This window comes from Microbacterium sp. X-17, from assembly GCF_039615055.1.
Genome location: NZ_JBDHNI010000004.1, coordinates 401,500 through 421,677, shown reverse-complemented (window position 1 = coordinate 421,677; position 20,178 = coordinate 401,500). Strand labels below are relative to the sequence as shown.

At 71.3% G+C, this 20,178-nt stretch carries 17 protein-coding genes and 1 tRNA gene; 15 read left to right on the top strand and 3 right to left on the bottom strand.

Features of this window, described 5'->3' with window-relative positions:
* The first annotated feature begins 79 nt into the window (after positions 1–79).
* Complete coding sequence (locus tag ABCS02_RS21510) at positions 80–364, top strand: winged helix-turn-helix domain-containing protein (protein ID WP_345837730.1); 285 nt, start codon at positions 80–82, stop codon at positions 362–364.
* Between the two features lie 52 nt (positions 365–416).
* On the opposite strand, the gene ABCS02_RS21505 is transcribed toward ABCS02_RS21510, so the two are convergent.
* Positions 417–1,340 (bottom strand): metallophosphoesterase, encoded by a 924-nt coding sequence (locus ABCS02_RS21505; protein ID WP_345837729.1) that lies wholly within the window; start codon positions 1,338–1,340, stop codon positions 417–419.
* Between the two features lie 5 nt (positions 1,341–1,345).
* The gene (locus ABCS02_RS21500; protein WP_345837728.1) at positions 1,346–3,928 is read right to left on the bottom strand and encodes a transglycosylase domain-containing protein; all 2,583 of its coding nucleotides are present in this window, start codon (positions 3,926–3,928) and stop codon (positions 1,346–1,348) included.
* A gap of 77 nt (positions 3,929–4,005) precedes the next feature.
* Between ABCS02_RS21500 and ABCS02_RS21495 the strand changes: the two genes are divergently transcribed.
* A complete protein-coding gene (locus tag ABCS02_RS21495) occupies positions 4,006–4,230 on the top strand; it encodes a hypothetical protein (RefSeq protein ID WP_345838005.1) in 225 nt (74 codons plus the stop codon).
* Positions 4,227–4,694 carry a RidA family protein gene (locus ABCS02_RS21490; RefSeq protein ID WP_345837727.1) on the top strand — a complete coding sequence of 156 codons (468 nt, stop codon included), beginning with the start codon at positions 4,227–4,229 and terminating at the stop codon, positions 4,692–4,694. Before ABCS02_RS21495 ends, ABCS02_RS21490 begins: the two co-directional genes overlap by 4 nt.
* Before the next feature lie 310 nt (positions 4,695–5,004).
* Here ABCS02_RS21490 and acs read toward each other — a convergent pair whose 3' ends face one another.
* Complete coding sequence (acs, locus tag ABCS02_RS21485) at positions 5,005–6,987, bottom strand: acetate--CoA ligase (RefSeq protein ID WP_345837726.1); 1,983 nt, start codon at positions 6,985–6,987, stop codon at positions 5,005–5,007.
* Between the two features lie 359 nt (positions 6,988–7,346).
* Here acs and ABCS02_RS21480 point away from each other — a divergent pair, with 359 nt between their 5' ends.
* The 12 genes from ABCS02_RS21480 (at position 7,347) to ABCS02_RS21425 (ending at position 20,092) form a co-directional block, all read left to right on the top strand.
* Complete coding sequence (locus tag ABCS02_RS21480; RefSeq protein WP_345837725.1) at positions 7,347–8,357, top strand: TadA family conjugal transfer-associated ATPase; 1,011 nt, start codon at positions 7,347–7,349, stop codon at positions 8,355–8,357.
* A gap of 14 nt (positions 8,358–8,371) precedes the next feature.
* Positions 8,372–9,223, top strand: coding sequence for a pilus assembly protein TadB (locus tag ABCS02_RS21475; RefSeq protein ID WP_345837724.1), 852 nt, complete (start codon positions 8,372–8,374; stop codon positions 9,221–9,223).
* Positions 9,224–9,264: 41 nt separating this feature from the next.
* A complete protein-coding gene (locus ABCS02_RS21470; protein ID WP_345837723.1) occupies positions 9,265–9,480 on the top strand; it encodes a DUF4244 domain-containing protein in 216 nt (71 codons plus the stop codon).
* Complete coding sequence (locus tag ABCS02_RS21465; protein ID WP_345837722.1) at positions 9,477–9,821, top strand: TadE family type IV pilus minor pilin; 345 nt, start codon at positions 9,477–9,479, stop codon at positions 9,819–9,821. The genes ABCS02_RS21470 and ABCS02_RS21465 overlap by 4 nt, the downstream gene beginning before the upstream one ends.
* Before the next feature lie 372 nt (positions 9,822–10,193).
* Positions 10,194–11,099, top strand: a complete 906-nt coding sequence (locus ABCS02_RS21460) for a CHAD domain-containing protein (protein ID WP_345837721.1) — start codon at positions 10,194–10,196, stop codon at positions 11,097–11,099.
* A gap of 62 nt (positions 11,100–11,161) precedes the next feature.
* Entirely contained in the window at positions 11,162–13,855 is a 2,694-nt protein-coding gene (topA, locus tag ABCS02_RS21455) for a type I DNA topoisomerase (RefSeq protein WP_345837720.1), read from the top strand.
* 54 nt (positions 13,856–13,909) lie between these two features.
* A complete protein-coding gene (locus tag ABCS02_RS21450) occupies positions 13,910–15,055 on the top strand; it encodes a DNA polymerase III subunit delta' (protein WP_345837719.1) in 1,146 nt (381 codons plus the stop codon).
* Positions 15,052–16,590, top strand: coding sequence for an alpha/beta hydrolase (locus ABCS02_RS21445; protein WP_345837718.1), 1,539 nt, complete (start codon positions 15,052–15,054; stop codon positions 16,588–16,590). Before ABCS02_RS21450 ends, ABCS02_RS21445 begins: the two co-directional genes overlap by 4 nt.
* A gap of 67 nt (positions 16,591–16,657) precedes the next feature.
* A tRNA-Thr gene (locus ABCS02_RS21440) sits at positions 16,658–16,730 on the top strand.
* 76 nt (positions 16,731–16,806) lie between these two features.
* The gene (locus ABCS02_RS21435; RefSeq protein ID WP_345837717.1) at positions 16,807–18,978 is read left to right on the top strand and encodes an MMPL family transporter; all 2,172 of its coding nucleotides are present in this window, start codon (positions 16,807–16,809) and stop codon (positions 18,976–18,978) included.
* Positions 18,975–19,574: an isochorismatase family protein gene (locus ABCS02_RS21430; protein WP_345837716.1), complete on the top strand. Its 600-nt coding sequence runs from the start codon at positions 18,975–18,977 to the stop codon at positions 19,572–19,574. Before ABCS02_RS21435 ends, ABCS02_RS21430 begins: the two co-directional genes overlap by 4 nt.
* Positions 19,574–20,092, top strand: a complete 519-nt coding sequence (locus tag ABCS02_RS21425) for a pyridoxamine 5'-phosphate oxidase family protein (RefSeq protein ID WP_345837715.1) — start codon at positions 19,574–19,576, stop codon at positions 20,090–20,092. Before ABCS02_RS21430 ends, ABCS02_RS21425 begins: the two co-directional genes overlap by 1 nt.
* Positions 20,093–20,178: the final 86 nt, after the last annotated feature.

Below are 20,178 nucleotides of genomic sequence, written 5' to 3'. Positions count from 1 at the left end.
CCCAGCGATCCGTTTGCTGGCGCTCGGCTCCGAAAACACGCACCCTGGAGCGCACCACTCATCGTCCGAGGAGGCTGCAATGGAAACGCGACACCTCACGCTGCCCGTCGGCGTCTCTCACGCGGATGCGTCGCTCGGCGCGAGGCTCGTCCGGCTCCTCGTCGAGGCCCCCGGATACGCCGGCGACATCGCCGACGCGCTGGGCCTCAGTCCGATCGTGGTCAGCCGCGAGCTCGAGCAGCTTGCCTCCGAGGGCGTGATCCAGGCGTGCGCGGGCGAGGACGGGACGTGGTATCGGTACCGCCCGCGCCGGGCCGACGACGCGGATGCGCCACTCGAGTCCGCCCTCGTCGCCCGCCGTTAGACCGCTGTCAGGTCGTCCGTCGAGGTGCCGCAGACGGCGCGCTGGCGGAGCATTAGTCCCGGGGGAGCAGTGTCACGAGGGATGCCTCGGGACGGCACGCGAAGCGCACCGGGGCATAGATCGAGTGCCCCAGGCCGGCGCTGACCGTCAGCGCCGTCGAGCGTCCGTCGTGCGTCCACGTGCTGAGCCCGCGCGCTTGCGCGAGCGGGAGGTCGCAGTTCGCCACGAGTGCGCCGTAGCCGGGCAGGCGCACCTGGCCGCCGTGGGTGTGGCCCGCGAAGATCGCGTCGGCACCGACGTCGGTGAGCGCGTCGAGCACGCGGCGATACGGGGCATGTGTCACGCCCAATGTGACGTCGGCCACAGGCAGCGCCGCCGTCCGGGCGGGGAGGACGTCGAGCCGATCGAGATCGTGGTGTGCGTCGTCCGTGCCGACGGCGGTGATCCGCAGACCGCCCGCAGACAGCGACGCCGCGTCGTTGTCGAGGCAGATCCAGCCGAGCTCGTCCTGCAGGTAGCGGTCGAGCGATCCGGTGTCGAGCGCCTCCGGCCGCTGCCGGCGCCGTGAGGGGCCCGCGAAGTACCGGAAGGGGTTCCGGGCGCTGGGCGCATCACGGTCGTTCGAGCCGTGCACATAGAGGCCGGGGATGCCGCGCAATGGGTCGAAAGCGCGCCGCACGCCGCGGAGCCCGTCCGGATGCCCGAGATTGTCGCCCGTGTTGATCACCAGGTCCGGCTCGAACCGGACGAGGGCGGCCATCCACTCTTGCTTGCGCCGCTGCCAGGGCGCGAGATGCGCGTCGGAGACGTGGAGGATGCGCAGCGCCCGCGACCCGGCCGGCAGAGCACGGACGGCCTGGTGGCGCACCGTGAACAGGTACCGCTCGATCCCGATGCCCCAGACGCCGGCTGCCACGCCGACGGCCCCCGCCGCGCCGAGCGCGACGAGGGCCGTCCGAGCGTGGCCTACGGCCATACCTCTCAGTGGCCGCCGTTCCCGTTCCCGTTACCGTTTCCGGCGACCGCGCAGGTGAGGGTCACCGCAACGGCCTTGTTGGCCGCCGTGCCCGGTGCCGGGCTGGAGGCGGAGACTTTCGCCGTCGGCACTTCACAACCGGCGCCGGCGGTGACATTCGCGAAGCCGGCGCTCGCCAGCGATGCCTTCGCGTCGGCGGGGGACATGCCGACGATGCCGCTCGGGATCGTGCCGCCCTGCCCGTTGCTCGGGCTGATGGTGATGACCGACCCGGCAGCTGCACGTGTCGAGCTCTGCGTCACGACGATGTTCGCCGGCTGGTCGGAATCGACCGGGCTGCCGACCGTCACCTGGAACCCGGCGTTCTGTAGCGTCGTGGTCGCCTGATCGACGGGCATCCCGACGACGTTGGGGACGTCCTTGAGGACCGTGCGCAGAAGAGTCGGGTCCGCTGCCGGGAAGTTGCCACCCGGATAGAACTGGTCGACCGCTCGTTGCACAGACTTGCCGATCGCGTACCTGAGGTTCGCGACCTGTCCGTTGTTCGTGTACATCTGGAAGAGGTTGGCTTCGCCATCCGCGTTGCCGACCCAGTTCGCGGTCACGACCCGGGTATTGGCCTCGATGATCCAGGTCTGGAAATCCTGGTGGGTACCGGTCTTGCCGATGAGGGACGTGCCATCGAGCGGGTTGCCCTGGCGGCCGGTCCCTCCGCTGGCCATGACGCCCGCCAGTGCTGTCGCTGCTGTCGCGGCGATGTTGGGTGCGATGACCTGGGTGCAGGTGCGGTTGGGCTTCGGCTGCTCGACGCCCTGTGAGTTGGTCACCTTGTCGATCGGTGTCGGCTGGCAGTAGGTGCCGTTGTTCGCAATGGTCGCGTAGGCGGCGGCCATAGTGAGAGGCGAGATGTTGTCCGAACCGATCACGTTGTTCGCGACGGACATCGTGATGGGTCGGCCGTCACCCGTCGTCACGCCCATCTTGGTCGCGACCTTGGCGATGTCGCACAGATCGAGCTGTTCGGCCATTGCGAGATAGCCCGAGTTCGTCGACTTGGCGGTGAACTGCATCGGTGTTCCGTAGAAGCCGGCCTCGCCCTCGAAGTTTCCGGGAACCCAGTTCTCGGTGTTGATCCAGTTGCCCGTACAGGAGTTCGTCATCTTGGGGATGACGCGGTCGTTGCCGTTGAGGTACTCGTTGAGCGAGTGCCCTTTCTCGAGCCAGTCGACGAGAGTGAACAGCTTGAACGTGGAACCCGCGGAGAAGCCGGCGGAGCCGCCGAACGTGGAATCGCCCGCGTAGACGATCGATGAGTAGTTGGGATCATTGGCGAGCGACGGATCCTGAGTGAACTTCGTATTCTGCGCGATCGACAGGATGCGTCCGGTGTTGACCTCGACGCTCGTGGACGTCGAACCGAGGTTCATGCCCGCCAACGACGTCGGGACGTTGTCGGCGATCGCCTGCTGCGCGGCGTTCTGGACGTTCCAGTCGAGCGTGGTGTAGATCTTCAGCCCGCCCTGGCGAAGAGCCTTCGCGCGGTCGTCGGCGGTGGCGCCGAACGCGGGGTCGTTCTGGATGACCGACACGACGTACTGGCAGAAGTAAGCTGCGGCCCCCAGCACGTCACAGCCCGCCTGCGGCGGCGTGATATGCGGCTGGATGGGCGCGGCCACGGCATCGTCGTGCTGCTGCTGAGTGATCTTGCCGTTGGCCAGCATCCGGTCGAGCACGTAGGTCTGGCGGGCCTTCGTGATCGAGTAGCCGTCGGCCTGGCTGTTGACGGGTTTGCCCGCCGCGTCCGTCGTCGTACCGTCTGGGCGGTCGATGCGGTAGGTGTTCGGCGTCTGGACCATGCCGGCGAGCGTCGCCGCCTGGGCGAGGTTCAGCTGGCTTGCGGGCACGCCGAAGTAGTACTTCGCCGCGGCGTCGATGCCGTACGTCGTGCCGCCGAAGTTCGCGATGTTGAGGTAGCCGAGGAGGATCTCATCCTTCGAGTACTTCTGCTCGAGCGCGATCGCGTAGCGCATCTCCTGCAGCTTGCGCTCATAGCCCTGCGTGCCGTTTGACGCCGTCGCGTCGTTGAAGCACTGGTCCTTCGCGTCCTGCGTCGGTGCGTCTCGCTCGCACTTCTGGATCAGGATGTTCTTCACGTACTGCTGGCTGATGGACGAACCGCCACCTGAGGAGCCACCGCTGAGGAGGGCGCGCGTCGTGCCGACGAGGTCGATGCCGCCGTGCTGGTAGAAGTTCTTGTCCTCGCTGGAGAGGATCGCGTCGTACATGACCGGCGCGACCTGATCGAACGTCACCGGCGAGCGATTCTGGTCGTAGAACGACGTCATCACCACGGGCTGGTGCGTGTTCGGGTCGTTCGCGTAGAGCGTCGTCGGCAGCATCAGGTCGTCGATCGCAAGCACGCTCGGCAGGTTGTCGAACAGTGTGATCGCGGAGGATGCCGCAGCGCCCGAGACGGCGATCGCGGGAGTCACCGTCGCGGTGATGAGCACGCCTGCGGCGACGCTCAGACCGACGAGACCGGCGATCCCCCCGAGCACGCCGCCGGATGTCCGTTTCGAAGCAGGCATAGGCTTGATCGTAAGGGAGATACCTGGGCGAACACCCGAGAGGCTCCCGCATGCCGTCCCTCTACTTCGGAGTCGCGATGACCACGTGGGAGTACCTCACGACCCCCCTTCTGATCCACAACACCGCCGCCATCCTCAACAACTGGGGCAAGCAGGGGTGGGAGCTCGTCCAGGTCGTCACCGGCCCCGAGGGCGGGCTGGTGGCGTACCTGAAGCGTCCGACCGGCGGTGACACCGCCGCCAACGCGGGCCTCGCGGCTGCCGCAGAGGCCGCGCGTCAGTTCGAGGGGGATGCCGCGTGACCGTCTCCGCGCGTCTCGCCGAGCTCGGGCTCGACCTGCCCGCCGTTGCCACGCCGGTCGCGGCGTACGTGCCCGCGAAGGTCCACGGCGACCTCGTCTACACGTCCGGCCAGCTGCCGTTCGTGGCGGGCGTGCTGCCCGCGACCGGCAAGGTCGGCGAGGACTCCCACCACGTGCCCCCGGGGGACGCGAAGGAGTACGCACGCCTCTGCGTGCTCAACGCGATCGCCGCGGCGGCGGAGGCCGTTGGTGGCGTCGACAGGCTCACGGGCGTGCTCAAGGTCACCGGGTTCGTGGCATCCGACCCGCGCTTCACGGGTCAGCCCGTGGTCGTGAACGGCGCGAGCGAGCTGCTCGGCCAGGTCTTCGGCGACGAGGGCCGCCACGCGCGCTCCGCCGTGGGTGTCCCCGTCCTGCCGCTGGACTCCCCGGTCGAGGTCGAGGTCGTCTTCACCCACGCCTGAGCCCCGTCCCGCCGGACGCGCCTCGCGCGCCCGGCGCGCGGGCCCGGCCTGCCCGCCTGCGCCCGGTGCGCGCGGGCCTGGGTGCGCGCGGGCCTCACCGCCGGCGAGCCCACCTCCTCCTCGCGAGCGCACCCGCTCGTTGCGCTGTGAGCACGTGGGTTCGCGAGCAGGAGGTGGGATCGCGTGACGTGGGGAGGGCGCGCGAGGGCGCGCGGGATCGCGTGACGCGCGGTGGGAGCGCGGTGGGAGCGCGGTGGGAGCGCGGGCTCGAGCGCGGGGGCTGGGGCTCGAGCGCGGGGTCGGGCTCGGGCTACTTCACCTGGGCCGAGATGATGGTCATCACCTGGGCATCCGCGAGGGTCGTCGTGTCGCCGATCTCGCGGCCCTCGGCCACGTCGCGGAGCAGGCGCCGCATGATCTTCCCGGACCGCGTCTTCGGCAGTTCGCCCACGATGTAGATGTCCCGCGGGCGGGCGATCGGTCCGATCTGCTCGCTGACCCACGCGCGCAACTGCTGCGCGAGCCCCTCCGCGCCGTGCTGCGCGAGGTAGCTCTGCTTGAGGATGACGAACGCCACGACCGCCTGGCCAGTGAGCTCGTCGGATGCCCCGACGACGGCCGCCTCCGCGGTCGCCTCGTGCGCGACGAGGGCCGACTCGATCTCCGCCGTGGACAGGCGGTGGCCCGAGACGTTCATGACGTCGTCGACCCGGCCGAGGAGCCAGATGTCGCCGTCCTCGTCGAGCCGTGCGCCGTCGCCGGCGAAGTAGTAGCCCTCGTCGGCGAAGCGTGACCAGTACGTCTCGACGAACCGGTCGGGGTCGCCCCAGATGCCGCGCAGCATGCTCGGCCACGGCTCCGTCACCACGAGGAGTCCGCCGTTTCCGTTGCCGACGTGCCGGCCGGCGTCGTCGACCACGTCGATCGAGACGCCCGGCAGCGCCACCTGCGCGGAGCCCGGCTTGGTCGTCGTGACCCCGGGCAGGGCGGAGATCATGATCGCGCCCGTCTCGGTCTGCCACCACGTGTCGACGATGGGCGCCTGGTCGCCGCCGATGATGTCGCGGTACCAGATCCAGGCCTCGGGGTTGATGGGCTCGCCCACCGAGCCGAGCACCCGCAGCGAGGAGAGGTCGAACTCCTGCGGGATCTGCCGGCCGAGCTTCATGAACGAGCGGATCGCGGTCGGCGCCGAGTAGAAGATCGTCACGCCGTACTTCTGCACGATCTCCCACCAGCGGCCCGGGTGCGGGGCATCCGGCGTGCCCTCGTACAGCACCTGCGTCGCGCCGTTGGCGAGCGGGCCGTACGTGACGTAGCTGTGGCCCGTGATCCAGCCGACGTCCGCGGTGCACCAGTACACGTCCGCCTCCGGGTGGAGGTCGTGCACGATCCGGTTCGTGAAGGCCGTCTGCGTGAGGTATCCGCCGGACGTGTGCAGGATGCCCTTCGGCTTCCCGGTGGTGCCCGAGGTGTAGAGGATGAAGAGCGGATGCTCCGCGGGGAAGGCACGCGCGACGTGGTCCGCCGAGGCCTGTGGCACGACGTCGTGCCACCAGATGTCGCGGTCCTCGGTCCAGTCGACGTCGTTCCCGCCGCGGCGGACGACGAGCACGTGCTCGACCGTCGCCTGCGGACCCGAGCCGTTGCGGTCGGCGAGGGCCTGGTCCACCGCCGGCTTGAGGGCCGAGACCTTGCCCTTGCGGTATCCGCCGTCGGCGGTGATGACGAGCCGTGCGCCGGCGTCGTCGATCCGTGACCGCAGGCTGTCGGCGGAGAAGCCGCCGAAGACGACGGAGTGGATGGCGCCGACCCGCGCGACCGCGAGCATCGCCGCGATCGCCTCGGGGATCATCGGCAGGTAGATCGCGACGCGGTCCCCCTCGCCGATGCCGAGGCCCGCGAGCACGTTCGCGAGCCGCTTGACCTCGTCGGTCAGCTCGGCGTAGGTGACTCGGCGCTCGTCGCCGGGCTCGCCCTCCCACAGGAGCGCGACGCGGTCGCCGTTGCCGGCCTCGACGTGGCGGTCCAGGCAGTTGTAGGCGACGTTGAGCTCGCCGTCGGCGAACCAGCGGGCGAACGGGGGATTCGTCCAGTCGAGCACCTCGGTGAACGGCGTGTGCCAGTGCACGAGCTCGCGCGCACGGTCGGCCCAGAATCCGAGGCGGTCGGCCGCGGCCTCCGTGTACAGGCCGGCATCCGCCACCGCCTGCGCCGTGAACTCCGGCGAAGGGGGGAATCTGCGGGACTCCGTGAGGAGGTGGTCGATCTGCCCTTCGCCCGGGGTGCTCACAGAGTGCTCCTTTGCGGTCAATGTGCGTCGCCAATCTACCCTCCGGCAGCGGGGCACGCCTTCCGCATCGGGATGATGACGACCCCGTCGGATTGGACATTCGCGACCTGCTCGTCTCGGCACGCGGGACGTGCGATGACTTGCGCAATTTCCTCGCGTATGCTCGGCTGCGGTCCCGAACCTCGTTCGGTGCCCGCGACCGAGGGCCACCCCCAACGCCCAGAGCCGCGGTGGCGGCATCCCATCCCCCTGCGGGATGCCGCCACATCTCTCTCCCCACCGGTCGCGCGGACCCCTTTCATCCACCGATCGGCCTCCGGCCGAACTGTGCGGTTCCCCGTCTCCGTACCGTCGACGGCATGGTCGAGAGACTCGAGAGATTCGTCGTTCGCCCCCGCGGCGATGTCGTCGTGACGCGCCGGCGGGCGCTGCCCGCCCATCCCGCGCTCGCGCCGCTGGCTGAGCACCTCGCCGATCCCGACGTGACCGACCTCTTCGTCAACGGCGATGCCGGTCTGTTCGTCGACCGCGGTCGTGGGGCGGAGCCGGTGGCGGACTGGCCGCTGCGCGGCGACGAGGTCCGCGCGCTCGCGGTTGGCCTCATCGGGCTGGGCGGCCGCCACATCGACGATGCCCATCCGTGCGTCGACGTGCGGATCGCGGGCGGTGTGCGTGTCCACGCCGTGCTGGCGCCCGTCGCGTCGGACGGCACGGCGATCTCGATCCGCGTCCCGCGGTGGGAGCGGATCGACCTCGACGCGCTGGAGCGAGAAGGGGCTTTCCCGAGCGCGCGGAGGGCGGAGCTCGAAGAGCTCGTGGCGCGTCGGCGCAACGTCCTCATCACCGGATCGGCTGGGAGCGGGAAGACGACGCTGCTCGCGGCGCTGCTGGAACGGGTGCCGCCCGGCGAGCGGATCGTCACGATCGAGGATGTCGCGGAGCTGCGCATCGACCACCCGCATCACGTGCGCCTGGAGGCGCGTCAGCCGAACCTCGAGGGCGCCGGGGGCGTCGACCTGCCGCGGCTCGTCCGCGAGGCGCTGCGGATGCGCCCCGACCGGCTCGTGGTCGGCGAATGCCGGGGGGCCGAGGTGCGGGAGCTGCTGTCCGCGCTGAACACGGGCCACGACGGCGGTGCGGGCACGCTCCACGCGAACGGGATCGCCGACGTCCCCGCGCGGCTCGAGGCGCTCGGCGCGCTCGCGGGCCTCGCCCCGCCCGCACTCGCCCGGCAGGTGGTGAGCGCCATCCACGCGGTCGTGCACCTGGAACGCGCCGCGGACGGCCGGCGGCGGATCGCGGGCGTGGGCAGGCCTGCGCTCGCCGGCGACCGCCTCACCCTCGAGGAGCAGTCGTGGCGCTCCGGCTGAGGACGCGGGGGCGGATGCCGCCACCGGTCGACGCGGGGGAGACCGCGCTGCGTCTCGCCGTGCTGCTCGGCGCCGGTGTGGCGCCGGAGCGCGCTTGGGCGTTCGTCGCGGAGGGCGAACCGCGGCTCGCGGCCGTCGCGGGTGCGGGGACCGAGGGCGCGGAGGCGGTGCGCGGGCTCGGCGGGGAGTGGCCCGCCGTCGCCACGGCGTGGTCGGTCGCGGCGGTCGTCGGCGCGCCGCTCGCCCCGAGCCTGCGGGCGATCGCGGAGGCGGTGCGCGAAGCGCGCGACGGGAACGACGACCTCGCGGTCGCGCTCGCCGAGCCGGCGGGAACCGCGCGTCTCATGGCGTGGCTGCCCCTCGTCGGCGTCGTGCTGGGTGCGCTGCTCGGGTTCGACGTGCTCGGGGTGCTCACCACGAACCCGGTCGGCATCGCGTGCCTGGTCGCGGGCGTCCTGCTGATCCTCGCCGCCCGACGCTGGACGGGCCGGCTCGTCCGCGCCGCCCGGCCGCCGGGCGGCGTCGCGGGGCTCGCCGACGAGCTGCTCGCGATCGCTCTGTCCGGGGGAGTGTCGCTCGACCGGGCACGCGTGGTCGTGCGGGAGGCGGGCGGCCCCGAGCCGGCGCCCGCCTCCGAGCAGATCCTCACGCTCTCTCATGCGACGGGCGCACCCGCGGTCGAGCTGCTGCGCGCCGCCGGAGCGCTGGCGCGACACCGGGCCCGCACGGAGGGGCGACTGCGGGTGGCGCGCGTCTCGTCGCGGCTGCTCATCCCGCTCGGCGTCTGCACCCTGCCCGCCTTCCTGCTGCTCGGCGTCGCGCCGATGCTCGTCACCGTTCTCGCGTCGACGTCGCTGTCGACGTGAACCAGCCGTGCCCGCCCATCGCACACCAGGGAGGAACCCCCATGACCCGATCCGTCCGACCCGTCCGCATCCCACGGCTCACGACGAGGCGCGCAGCCAGGCTGCTGGTCGACGACACCGGCGCCGCCACCGCCGAGTACGCGATCGCCACGATGGCGGCGGTCGCCTTCGCGGGCCTTCTGGTCGTCATCATGCGCAGCGATGAGGTGCGCGGCATCCTCACCGACCTCGTGCGCCGCGCGCTCAGCGTCGCATGAGGCTCCGGGGCGACGACCGCGGCTCGGTCACGGCGGAGTTCGCGGTCGTCCTCCCGGCGGTCCTGGTCGTCCTTCTCATCGGCGTCGGCGCACTGAGTGCCGCGGGCCGCGCCGTGCAGCTGCAGGACGCCGCGGCCGATGCGGCGCGGCTCGCGGGGCGAGGAGAGGCGGATGCTGCGGCCGCCACCGTGGCGCGAGCGGTGCCGGGCGCGCGCGCCGCGGTGGAGATGCGGGGCGATCTCGTCTGCGTCACCGCGACCGTCGCGGCCCCTGTCCTGCCGCTCCTCTCCGTTCTGCCGCCGCTCGCGGCGTCGGCCTGCGCGCTCGCGGGCGGTCGCTGATGGCCGGCGCAGCACTGTCGGCCGGGATCCTCGCGGGCTGCCTCGCGCTGGCGGTCGGGCTCGGCGCGGTCGGCGCGGCCGCGGTCGTGGGGCAGCGCACTGCCTCCGCTGCCGATGCCGCGGCCCTGGCCGCCGCGGACGCGGCATCCGGCGCAGTTCCCGGCGTCCCGTGCGAACAGGCGGCCCGCCTCGCGGAGGCATCCGGGGCGACGATGGAGTCCTGTGACGTCGCGGGTCTGATCGCGACCGTAACCGTCCACGCGTCGTTCGGGGTGCTGCCCGTGACGGCCTCCGCGCGGGCCGGACCTCCTCCCGCCGCGCGGTCGCGGAAGACCCTGGCCGACAGTCGGGGAGCGCGCCTATCGTGGTCCGATGGAGACGTCATTCGTCACGGTCGTCAGCGTCGCGGGCCGCGTCGTCCACGACCTCGTCGCCGGGGTGGTGGAGACCGAGCCGGCGGCGCTCGAGGATCTCCCCGACGGCGTGCACCACCACCGCACGCAGGTGCGCAGACTGCGCGGTGCGCTCGCGGCGATGCGCGACATCCTGGACGCCGGGCAGTCGGCGGCGCTGGAGGTCGCATTGCGGGAGTGGGGGGCGCAGCTCGGCGCGGTGCGCGACGGCGAGGTGCGCGCTGCCTTCGCGACCGCCGCGCTGGAGGAGAGCGGCTTCGACGATGAGCGGGTCCGGGCGAGGCTGATCGATCCGGAGCGTGCCGGATACGACCGGCTCCATGCGCGTCTCGTCGAACTGAGCAGGCTGCCGCGGGCGATGCACCGCGACGCCGCCCTGCGCGAGTTCGGTCGGCACCCCGCGCTGATCGAGCCGGATGCGGACGCGGCCGACGTCTTCGAGAAGCTGCTCCGGCAGGCGGCGCGGCGGGTGCGCCGCGCCGCTCGTCACCTCGACGGCTCCATGGAGCGATATCACGACCTCCGAAAGGCCGGCCGGCGTCTCCGCCACCTCGCGGAGGCCCTGACGGCGGCCGCGCCCCAGCTGTTCGGCGAGGCGGTGGAGCAGCTCGCGGACGCCGGGAAGCGCCTGCACGACGTGCTGGGCGACCATCGGGACGAGGTGCTGTTCGCGCAGCTGGTCGACCGCGCCCGGACCCACGCCGTCCGCGCCGGCGAGGAGCCCGCACCCTATGACGTGATGGCCGCCGCTGCGCGCGAGCGTGCGCGGGAGCGGATCGAGCAGCTCCCCGCCGCCGTGCGCCGCGTGCGCCGTGCCGACCAGGCCCTCCCCACTGCCCGGGAGCTGCGGGAGAGCCTTGACTGAGAGCTGAGCGGGCCGGCTCCTCGTGCACGGTGTGTATGGTGTGCAACGACGAAAGGACCCCAGTGGCAGGAAAGAAGCTCGTCATCGTCGAGTCCCCGACGAAGATGACGTCGATCCAGGGCTACCTCGGCGACGACTACGAGGTGCTCAGCTCAGTCGGTCACATTCGCGACCTCGCGAGCAAGAAGGACATCCCAGCCGACAAGAAGGCGGCTTACGGGAAGTACTCGATCGACATCGACAACGGCTTCGACCCCTTCTACGTCGTCAACGAGCGCAAGGCCAAGACGGTCGCCGAGTTGAAGCGCGCCTTGAAGAACGCCGATGAGGTCTACCTCGCGACGGATGAGGACCGCGAGGGCGAGGCCATCGCGTGGCATCTGCTGCAGGTGCTGAACCCCAAGGTCCCGGTCAAACGCATGGTCTTCCACGAGATCACGAAGGATGCCATCCGCACGGCCGCGGAGAACACCCGCGAGCTCGACCTCGCGCTGGTTGACGCGCAGGAGACGCGGCGCGTGCTCGACCGCCTCTACGGCTGGGATGTCTCGCCCGTGCTGTGGCGGAAGGTCGGCAGCGGGCGCGAGGGCGCCGCGCTGAGCGCCGGCCGCGTGCAGTCCGCCGCGACACGGCTCGTGGTCGACCGCGAGCGGGAGCGCATGGCGTTCGTGTCCGCGGAGTACTGGGACATCGAGGCGCTGGCCGCGCGCGGCACCGACTCGTTCACGACCCGGCTGGCCCGCCTCGACGGGCAGGGCCTCGCGCGCGGCACCGACTTCGACGACCGTGGCGTGCTGAAGAAGAAGGCGCTCGTGCTCGACGAGGCCGCCGTCCGCGCGCTCGCCGACGCGATCGCGGAGGCGGGCGCCGGCGTCGTCTCCAGCATCGAGGCGAAGCCTGGGACCCGGAGCCCCAAGGCGCCCTTCACGACCTCGACCCTCCAGCAGGAGGCGGGCCGCAAGCTCTCGCTGAGCGCGAAGCTCACGATGAGCGTGGCCCAGCGCCTGTACGAGAAGGGGTACATCACCTATATGCGCACCGACTCGACGGCCCTGAGCGCTCAGGCCGTCCAGGCGGCGCGCGCGCAGGCCGTGTCGCTGTACGGGAAGGCCGCCATCCCGGCGGAGCCGCGCCGCTACCGCAACGCCTCGAAGAACGCACAGGAGGCGCACGAGGCCATCCGTCCCTCGGGCGAGACCTTCCGTACGCCGGCGTCGGTGGCGAGCGCGCTCGATCGCGACGAGCTGCGCATGTACGACCTCATCTGGAAGCGCACGCTCGCGAGCCAGATGGCCGACGCGAAGTACGAGACCACCACCGTCACGCTCGAGGTGAAGGCCGGCGCCCAGCTCGCCGAGTTCACGGCATCCGGCACGGTCTACACGTTCAAGGGCTTCCTCGAGGCGTACGAGGAGGGCAGCGACGAGAACCGGTCGGATGCCGACAAGGCCGACGACCAGTCCCTGCCGGCGCTCGCGGTCGGCGACGCCCTCGACGTGAAGGATGTCGAGCCGAAGCGGCACGCGACGACGCCCAAGCCCCGTTACACGGAGGCGAGCCTCGTGAAGGCGCTCGAGGAGAAGGGGATCGGGCGCCCCTCCACGTTCGCGAGCATCATCGATGTGATCCTGGACCGCGGCTACGTGTCGAAGCGCGGGCAGGCGCTCGTGCCGAGCTGGCTGGCGTTCAGCGTCGTCAGGCTCTTGGAGCAGCACTTCGCCGACCTCGTCGATTACGACTTCACCGCCGCGCTCGAGGACGACCTGGACGCGATCGCCCGCGGCGAGCAGGGCCGCGAGCAGTGGCTCCGCGACTTCTACTTCGGCTCGGACGCGCACGTGGGCCTCCACAACATCGTCGAGAACCTCGGCGAGATCGACGCGCGCGAGCTGAACGCGACCCGCATCAGCGATGTCGCGACGCTCCGCTTCGGCAAGTACGGGCCGTACCTGGAGGTCGCGGCGGCGGATCCCGAGGCGAAGCCGCGCATCGTCAACGTTCCGGACGATCTGGCCCCCGACGAGCTGACGGCGGCGAAGGCGCAGGAGCTCATCGATGCCCCGGTGGCGGGCGACCGTGTGCTCGGGGAGAACCCGGAGAACGGCAAGCTCGTGGTCGTGAAGGACGGGCGCTTCGGGCCGTACGTGCAGGAGGTCGAGCCGGAGGAGCCCGAGCTCGTCGACGAGGCGACCGGCGAGGTCGTGGAGACGACGCCGAAGAAGAAGCCGGCGAAGGATGCCCCCAAGCCCCGCACCGCCTCCCTGTTCAAGAGCATGTCCGTCGAGACCGTCGACCTCGAGACCGCGCTGAAGCTCCTGCACCTGCCGCGCACGGTGGGCGCCGACCCGGAGTCGGGCGAGGCCATCACGGCCCAGAACGGCCGCTACGGGCCGTACCTGAAGAAGGGCACCGACTCCCGCTCGCTCGAGACCGAGCAGCAGATCTTCGACGTCACGCTCGAGCAGGCGGTCGCGATCTACGCGCTGCCGAAGTACGGCGCGCGCCGCGCGTCGAGCGCGCTCAAGGAGTTCGAGAACGACCCCGCGAGCGGCAAGCCGATCAAGGTCAAGGACGGCCGCTTCGGCCCGTACGTGACCGACGGCGAGACCAACGCGACGATCCCGCGCGGCGAGACCGTCGAGGAGATCACGTTCGAGCGCGCGGTCCAGCTTCTCGCGGACAAGCGCGCGAAGGGCCCGGCGCCCAAGCGCACGACCCGTCGCACGTCCACCCGCAAGGCCGCCGCCTCGAAGTGACCCGGCTCACGACCCCACAGGGTGGGGTCGGAGGCCGAGGTTAGGCTGTTCCGCATGGATGCCGTCGACGTGCCGTGGGGCGGGGTCTGGAGCCAGCCCGACGCCGTCGCGACACTGCGGAGCGCGGCATCCGATCCCGCCGCGCTGTCGCACGCGTGGCTCATCACGGGGCCGCCCGGTTCCGGGCGCTCGAACCTCGCGTACGCGTTCGCCGCGGCCCTCATCGCCGACGAGGGCGACGAGGCGGCCATGCGGCAGGTGCTCGCCGGCACGCATCCCGACCTCACCGCGCTGCGCACCGAGCAGGTCGTGATCCGCATCGACGAGGCGCGGCGCCTCGTCGAGCGCGCATACTTCGCGCCGTCGGTCGGCCGCTATCGCGTCATCGTCGTCGAAGATGCCGACCGCATGGTCGAGCGCACGTCCAACGTCCTCCTGAAGGCCCTCGAGGAGCCGCCCGAGCGCACGGTGTGGGTGCTCTGCGCGCCGAGCGACGCCGACCTCCTGCCCACGATCCGCTCGCGCGTGCGCACCCTGCGGCTGCGCGAGCCCGAGCTCGCCGACGTCGCCCGCCTCATCGCGGAGCGAACGGGGGTGGATGCCGCGCTCGCGGAGCAGTCGGCACGGCACGCGCAGCGGCACATCGGCATGGCTCAGCGGCTCGCGACGGATGCCGCGACCCGCGAGCGCCGCGACGGGACGCTGCGTGCGGTGCTCGCGGTCCGCGGCGTGGGCGACGCCGTCGACGTCGCCGCCCGGGTGGTGCAGAGCGCTACGGACGACGCGAAGGCCCTCACGGCCGAACGCGACGAGGCGGAGCGTGCGAGCCTGCTCCACACGGTGGGCGTGCCCGAGGGCGGGCCGATCCCGCCGGCCGTCCGCGCGCAGGTGAACGCGCTGGAGGAGGAGCAGAAGCGCCGTGCGACGCGCAGCCTCCGCGACGGCATCGACCGGGCGCTGACCGATCTGCAGTCGATGTTCCGCGATGTCGTGATGCTGCAGTTCGGGCGCGACACCGACCTCGTGAACGCCGAGCTCGCGCCGCAGCTGCACGCGCTTGCCGACGCGTGGCCGCCGGCGCGGACGCTGATCGTGCTCGACCACCTCGCCGAGACGCGTCGCAACCTGGAGCAGAACGTCGCTCCCGCGCTCGCGCTGGAGAGCCTCCTCATCACCGTCGCCACCGGAAGGACCCCATGACCCCGACGCGTCGGATCGCCGCGGTGGTCGCGGGCCTCGCGGCCGCGGCCCTGCTCCTCACCGGATGCTTGTTCTCGGTCCGTCCCGGCGACACGTCGGCGCGTCCGTCGCCGACGCCGGATGTCTCCGGCGTCGACCCGGCGCTCCTGCCGTTCTACGGGCAGACGCTCGACTGGAGCTCCTGCGCCGACGGCTTCCAGTGCACGACCGTGACGGCGCCGCTCGACTGGGCGAACCCGACGAAGGGGCAGATCGAGCTGGCCGTCATCCGCCACCCCGCGAGCGACGGCTCACCGCTCGGCGCGCTCCTGACCAACCCCGGAGGTCCCGGCGCGAGCGGTGTCGACATCCTGCGCGACTCGCTGAGCTACGTCGTCGACGCGAAGCTGGAGGACTCGTACGACGTCGTCGGTTTCGACCCGCGCGGCGTCGGCCAGTCCACGGCGGTGCGCTGCTTCGACGCCTCGGACATGGACGCGTACCTCTATGACATCCCGCAGAACCCGCGGGGGAGCGCCGCGTGGACCGACGAGACGAACGCGAACAACGCCGCGTTCGCCAAGGCGTGCGACCAGAACAGCGGCGGCATCCTGCCCTACATCACGACCCAGAACGCCGCGCGCGACATGGATCTCATCCGCGCGGTGCTGGGCGACTCGTCCCTCAACTACCTCGGCTACTCGTATGGCACGTTCCTCGGCGCGACATACGCGGGCCTGTACCCCGACCGTGTCGGGCGCATGGTCCTCGACGGCGCGCTGGATCCGTCGATGTCGGTCACCGACGTGAGCACCCAGCAGGGCATCGGCTTCGAGTCCGCGCTCCGCGCCTACATGGCGGCGTGCCTGCAGGGGAAGAACTGCCCGTTCCACGGCTCGGTCGACGACGGGATGGCCGCGCTCGGCACGCTGCTCGCGAGCGTCGACAGCGCACCGCTGAAGAACTCGGACGGGCGGATGCTGGGCGCCGACCGGCTCGTCACGGCGATCGTCACGGCCCTCTACTCGCAGTCCAACTGGCCGGCCCTGACGGTGGCGCTGACCGACACGCTGCAGGGCGACCCGGCGTACGCGCTGTCCCTCTCCGACCGGTACTACGGACGCGATGCGAACGGCACGTACACGGACAACTCCACGGAGGCGTTCTCGGCCTACAACTGCATGGACTACCCGCGCGCGACCGCGGCCGACGAAGCCGCCTCGGCCGCCCAACTGAAGCAGGACGCGCCGGTCATCGCGCCGTACTGGATCGGGCCCGACCCGTGCGACGTGTGGCCGTATCCGCCGGCGGGCACCCGGGAATCCATCTCCGCCCCCGGTGCCGCGCCGATCGTCGTGATCGGCACGACCAATGACCCGGCGACGCCGTACGCGTGGGCGGTGTCGCTCGCGGACCAGCTCTCGTCAGGCGTGCTCATCACGCGCGTCGGCGAGGGCCACACCGGCTACAACAAGGGCAACGCGTGCGTGGACGCGGCGGTCGACGCGTACTTCGTGCAGGACACCGTGCCGCAGAACGGGCTCCGCTGCACCTGAGCCGCGTTCTCGGGCCGCACCACGACCATGTAGAATCGTTGATCGTGCGTGGCGCCTGTCGCGACGCGCCGCCTTAGCTCAGTCGGCAGAGCGATTCACTCGTAATGAATAGGTCTGGGGTTCGATTCCCCAAGGCGGCTCCCTCGAAGAGGCCCGGTTTCCCCGGGCCTCTTCTGCGTCTAGCCCGGATCGGAACTAGCTAGATAAGCTAGCGACATGACCACGCGCTGGCTCCGCATCGGCATCCCGGTCCTGCTCGTGCTCGTGTGGCTCGTGGGCGGCGCGATCGGCGGGCCGTACTTCGGCAAGGTGGACGAGGTCTCGACGAACGACCAGTCCAGCTATCTGCCGCAGAGCGCGGACGCCACGCAGGTGAGCAAGCGGCTCGCGGACTTCACGGGCGGCGACAGCATCCCGGCGGTCGTCGTCGTGACCGGCGATGGGCCGCTCACCCCGGGCCAGCTCGCCGAGATCCGGGCGTTCGCGAGCGGCCTCGGCACGGTGGAGGGCGTGAACGGGGACGTCTCCCCGCCCGTCGTCTCGGCGGACGGCCAGGCCGCGCAGATCTTCGTGCCGATCGCGTCGGATGCCGGCATCCGGGCGTCCGTGACGGCGCTCCGCGCTCACGCCACCGACACGCTGACCGCCCCGCTGACGGCCTGGGTCACGGGTCCCGCCGGTCTCACCGCCGACCTCGTCGGCGGATTCCTGGGCATCGACGGGCTGTTGCTGGGCGTGGCGCTCCTCGCCGTGTTCGTGATCCTCGTGATCGTCTATCGCTCGCCCCTGCTGCCGATCCTCGTGCTCCTGACCTCGAGCTTCGCCCTCTGCCTCGCGCTGCTGACGGTCTGGTGGCTGGCGAAAGCGGGGATCGTCGTGCTCAACGGGCAGGTGCAGGGGATCCTGTTCATCCTCGTGATCGGCGCCGCGACCGACTACGCGCTGCTCTACGTGGCGCGGTTCCGCGAGCAGATCGGCGCCGGCGCGCGGCGGTGGGACGCGACGGTCCGGGCGTGGCGCGGCGCGTTCGAGCCGATCGTCGCCTCGGGCGGCACCGTCATCGCGGGCCTGCTGTGCCTCCTGCTGTCCGACCTCGCGACGAACCGGGCGCTCGGACCGATCGCCTCCATCGGGATCGCGTTCGCGGTGCTGTCCGCGCTCACGTTCCTCCCCGCGCTCCTCGCGCTGTTCGGTCGCGTCGCGTTCTGGCCGTTCATCCCGAAACACGGCGCGGTCGCGATCCCGGACGATCTCACGCAGCCCGTGCGCGGGCTCTGGCCGCGTCAGGCGCGGTTCGTCGCGCGGCACGCGCGTGCGGTCTGGATCGTGTGCGCCGTCGTGCTGCTCGCGGCCTGCACGCTCGTCCTCCAGCTCAAGGCCGACGGCGTGCCGCAGAGCGACCTCGTGCTCGGCACCTCCCAGGCCCGCGACGGGCAGCAGGTGCTCGGCGAGCACTTCCCGGGCGGGTCGGGGAGCCCCGTGTACGTCGTCGTGCCGCAGGAACACTTGGCCGCGACGGTCGACGTGCTCCATCAAGCGCCCGGCATCGGTGCGGTGGCGGTGGCCTCGGCCGATTCGCCGAGCGGCCAGGCACCGGTAACGGTGGTGAACGGCACCGCCGTGCTCACCCCGGTCGGGGCGCCGGGCACGCCCGCGCCGACCCCGACCGTAGCGGGCGGAGACGTGCTGGTGATCGGGACGCTGACGGATGCCGCCGACTCGACCGCCGCGGAGCAGACCGTGCGGGATCTCCGTGCGAGCGTGAACACCGCGCTCGGCGAGGGGACCGCGCTCGTCGGCGGTGTCACCGCGACCGCCATCGATACGAACGACACCTCGATCCGGGACCGGACCCTCATCATCCCGGTCGTCCTGTTCGTCATCCTCCTGATCCTGATGGCGCTCCTGCGCGCCATCCTCGCGCCCGTACTCCTGATCCTCAGCGTCGTCGTGTCGTTCGGCGCGGCGCTCGGCGTCAGCGCATTCGTGTTCAACACGGTGTTCGGCTTCCCCGGCGCGGACCCCTCGGTGCCGCTCTACGGGTTCGTCTTCCTCGTCGCACTGGGCGTGGACTACAACATCTTCCTGATGTCGCGCGTCCGCGAGGAGTCCCGCGTGCATGGCACGCGGCCCGGCATCCTGCGCGGCCTCGTCGCAACCGGCGGAGTGATCACGTCGGCCGGACTCGTGCTGGCGGCCACGTTCGCGGCGCTCGGCGTCATCCCGATCCTGTTCCTCGTGCAGATCGCGTTCATCGTCGCGTTCGGCGTGCTGGTCGACACGTTCCTCGTGCGCTCGCTGCTCGTCCCGGCGCTGACCTACGACATCGGGCCCGCCATCTGGTGGCCCTCGAAGCTCTGGCGGCGTGAGCGTACCCTCGAAGCATGAGCACAGCGCTGTTCATCGTCGACGTCCAGAACGACTTCACCGAGCGTGGCGCCCTCGGCGTGGCCGGGGGAGACGAGGTCGCGGAGCGCATCACGCGCTTCCTCGCGGCGCACGCGGACGACTACGCGATCATCGTGGCCTCCCGCGACTGGCATGACGACACGGGCGACAACGGCGGCCACTTCGCCGCCGAGCCCGACTTCGTCGACACCTGGCCCGCGCACTGTGTCGCGGGCACCTACGGCGCGGAGTACGACGAGGTCTTCGACACCTCGCGGGTCACCCACCACCTGAGGAAGGGGCAGGGCAAGCCCGCCTACTCACTCTTCGAGGGGATCGGCGACGACGGCGAGACGGCCGCGCACCTGCTCGACGAGCACGGCATCCTCGACGTCCACCTCGTGGGCCTCGCGACGGACTACTGCGTGCGGGCGTCGGCGCTGGATGCCATCGCCGCGGGGCGCCACGTGCGGGTCTACACGGACCTCGTGGCGGGCGTCCACCCCGACTCGAGCGAGCGGGCGCTGGCGGAGATCGCGCACGCGGGCGGAGAGCTCGTCGTGTCGGACGCGGCGGGATCAGAAGGAGCCGGATGATGGCGGACGCGTGGAAGACCGAGTCGCTCGGCACGGCCGAGTGCTGGCAGATCCTCGAGGTGCACCACGTCGGGCGGCTGGCCCTGGTGGGCCTCGACCAGGTGCCGGATCTGTATCCCGTGAACTTCACGGTCTACGAGGGCGCCGTCTACCTCCGCTCGGCGCGCGACACCAAGCTGCGCCAGATCGCGGCGAACCCGGTCGCCGCCCTGGAGGCCGACGGAGAGGACGAGACGATCCGCTGGAGCGTCGTCGTGCGCGGTGCCATCGTACGCGTGTTCGACGAGGATGAGATCTTCCGCAGCGGGGTGCTCCGGCAGGTGTCGTCGGTGCTGCGCGCCAAGCCGTTCGTCCTGAAGATCGAACCGCACGCCGTCACCGGCCGGCGGTTCCCGCTGCCGCCGGCCCGTCCCGTGCCGCCGCCGGCGGCGGCTCCGCAGCCCGCCGCCGAGACACCGGTCACGTCCCGGGCGACTGCGCCGATCACGATCCCCCACCACCGGCCGTTCCCGGACTGAGCCTCCCCAAGCCCGCCCCCCTCTCCGCGAGAACGCGCGTATGTCACAGACACGCCGTAGGAACGTGACATACCCGCGTTCTCGGC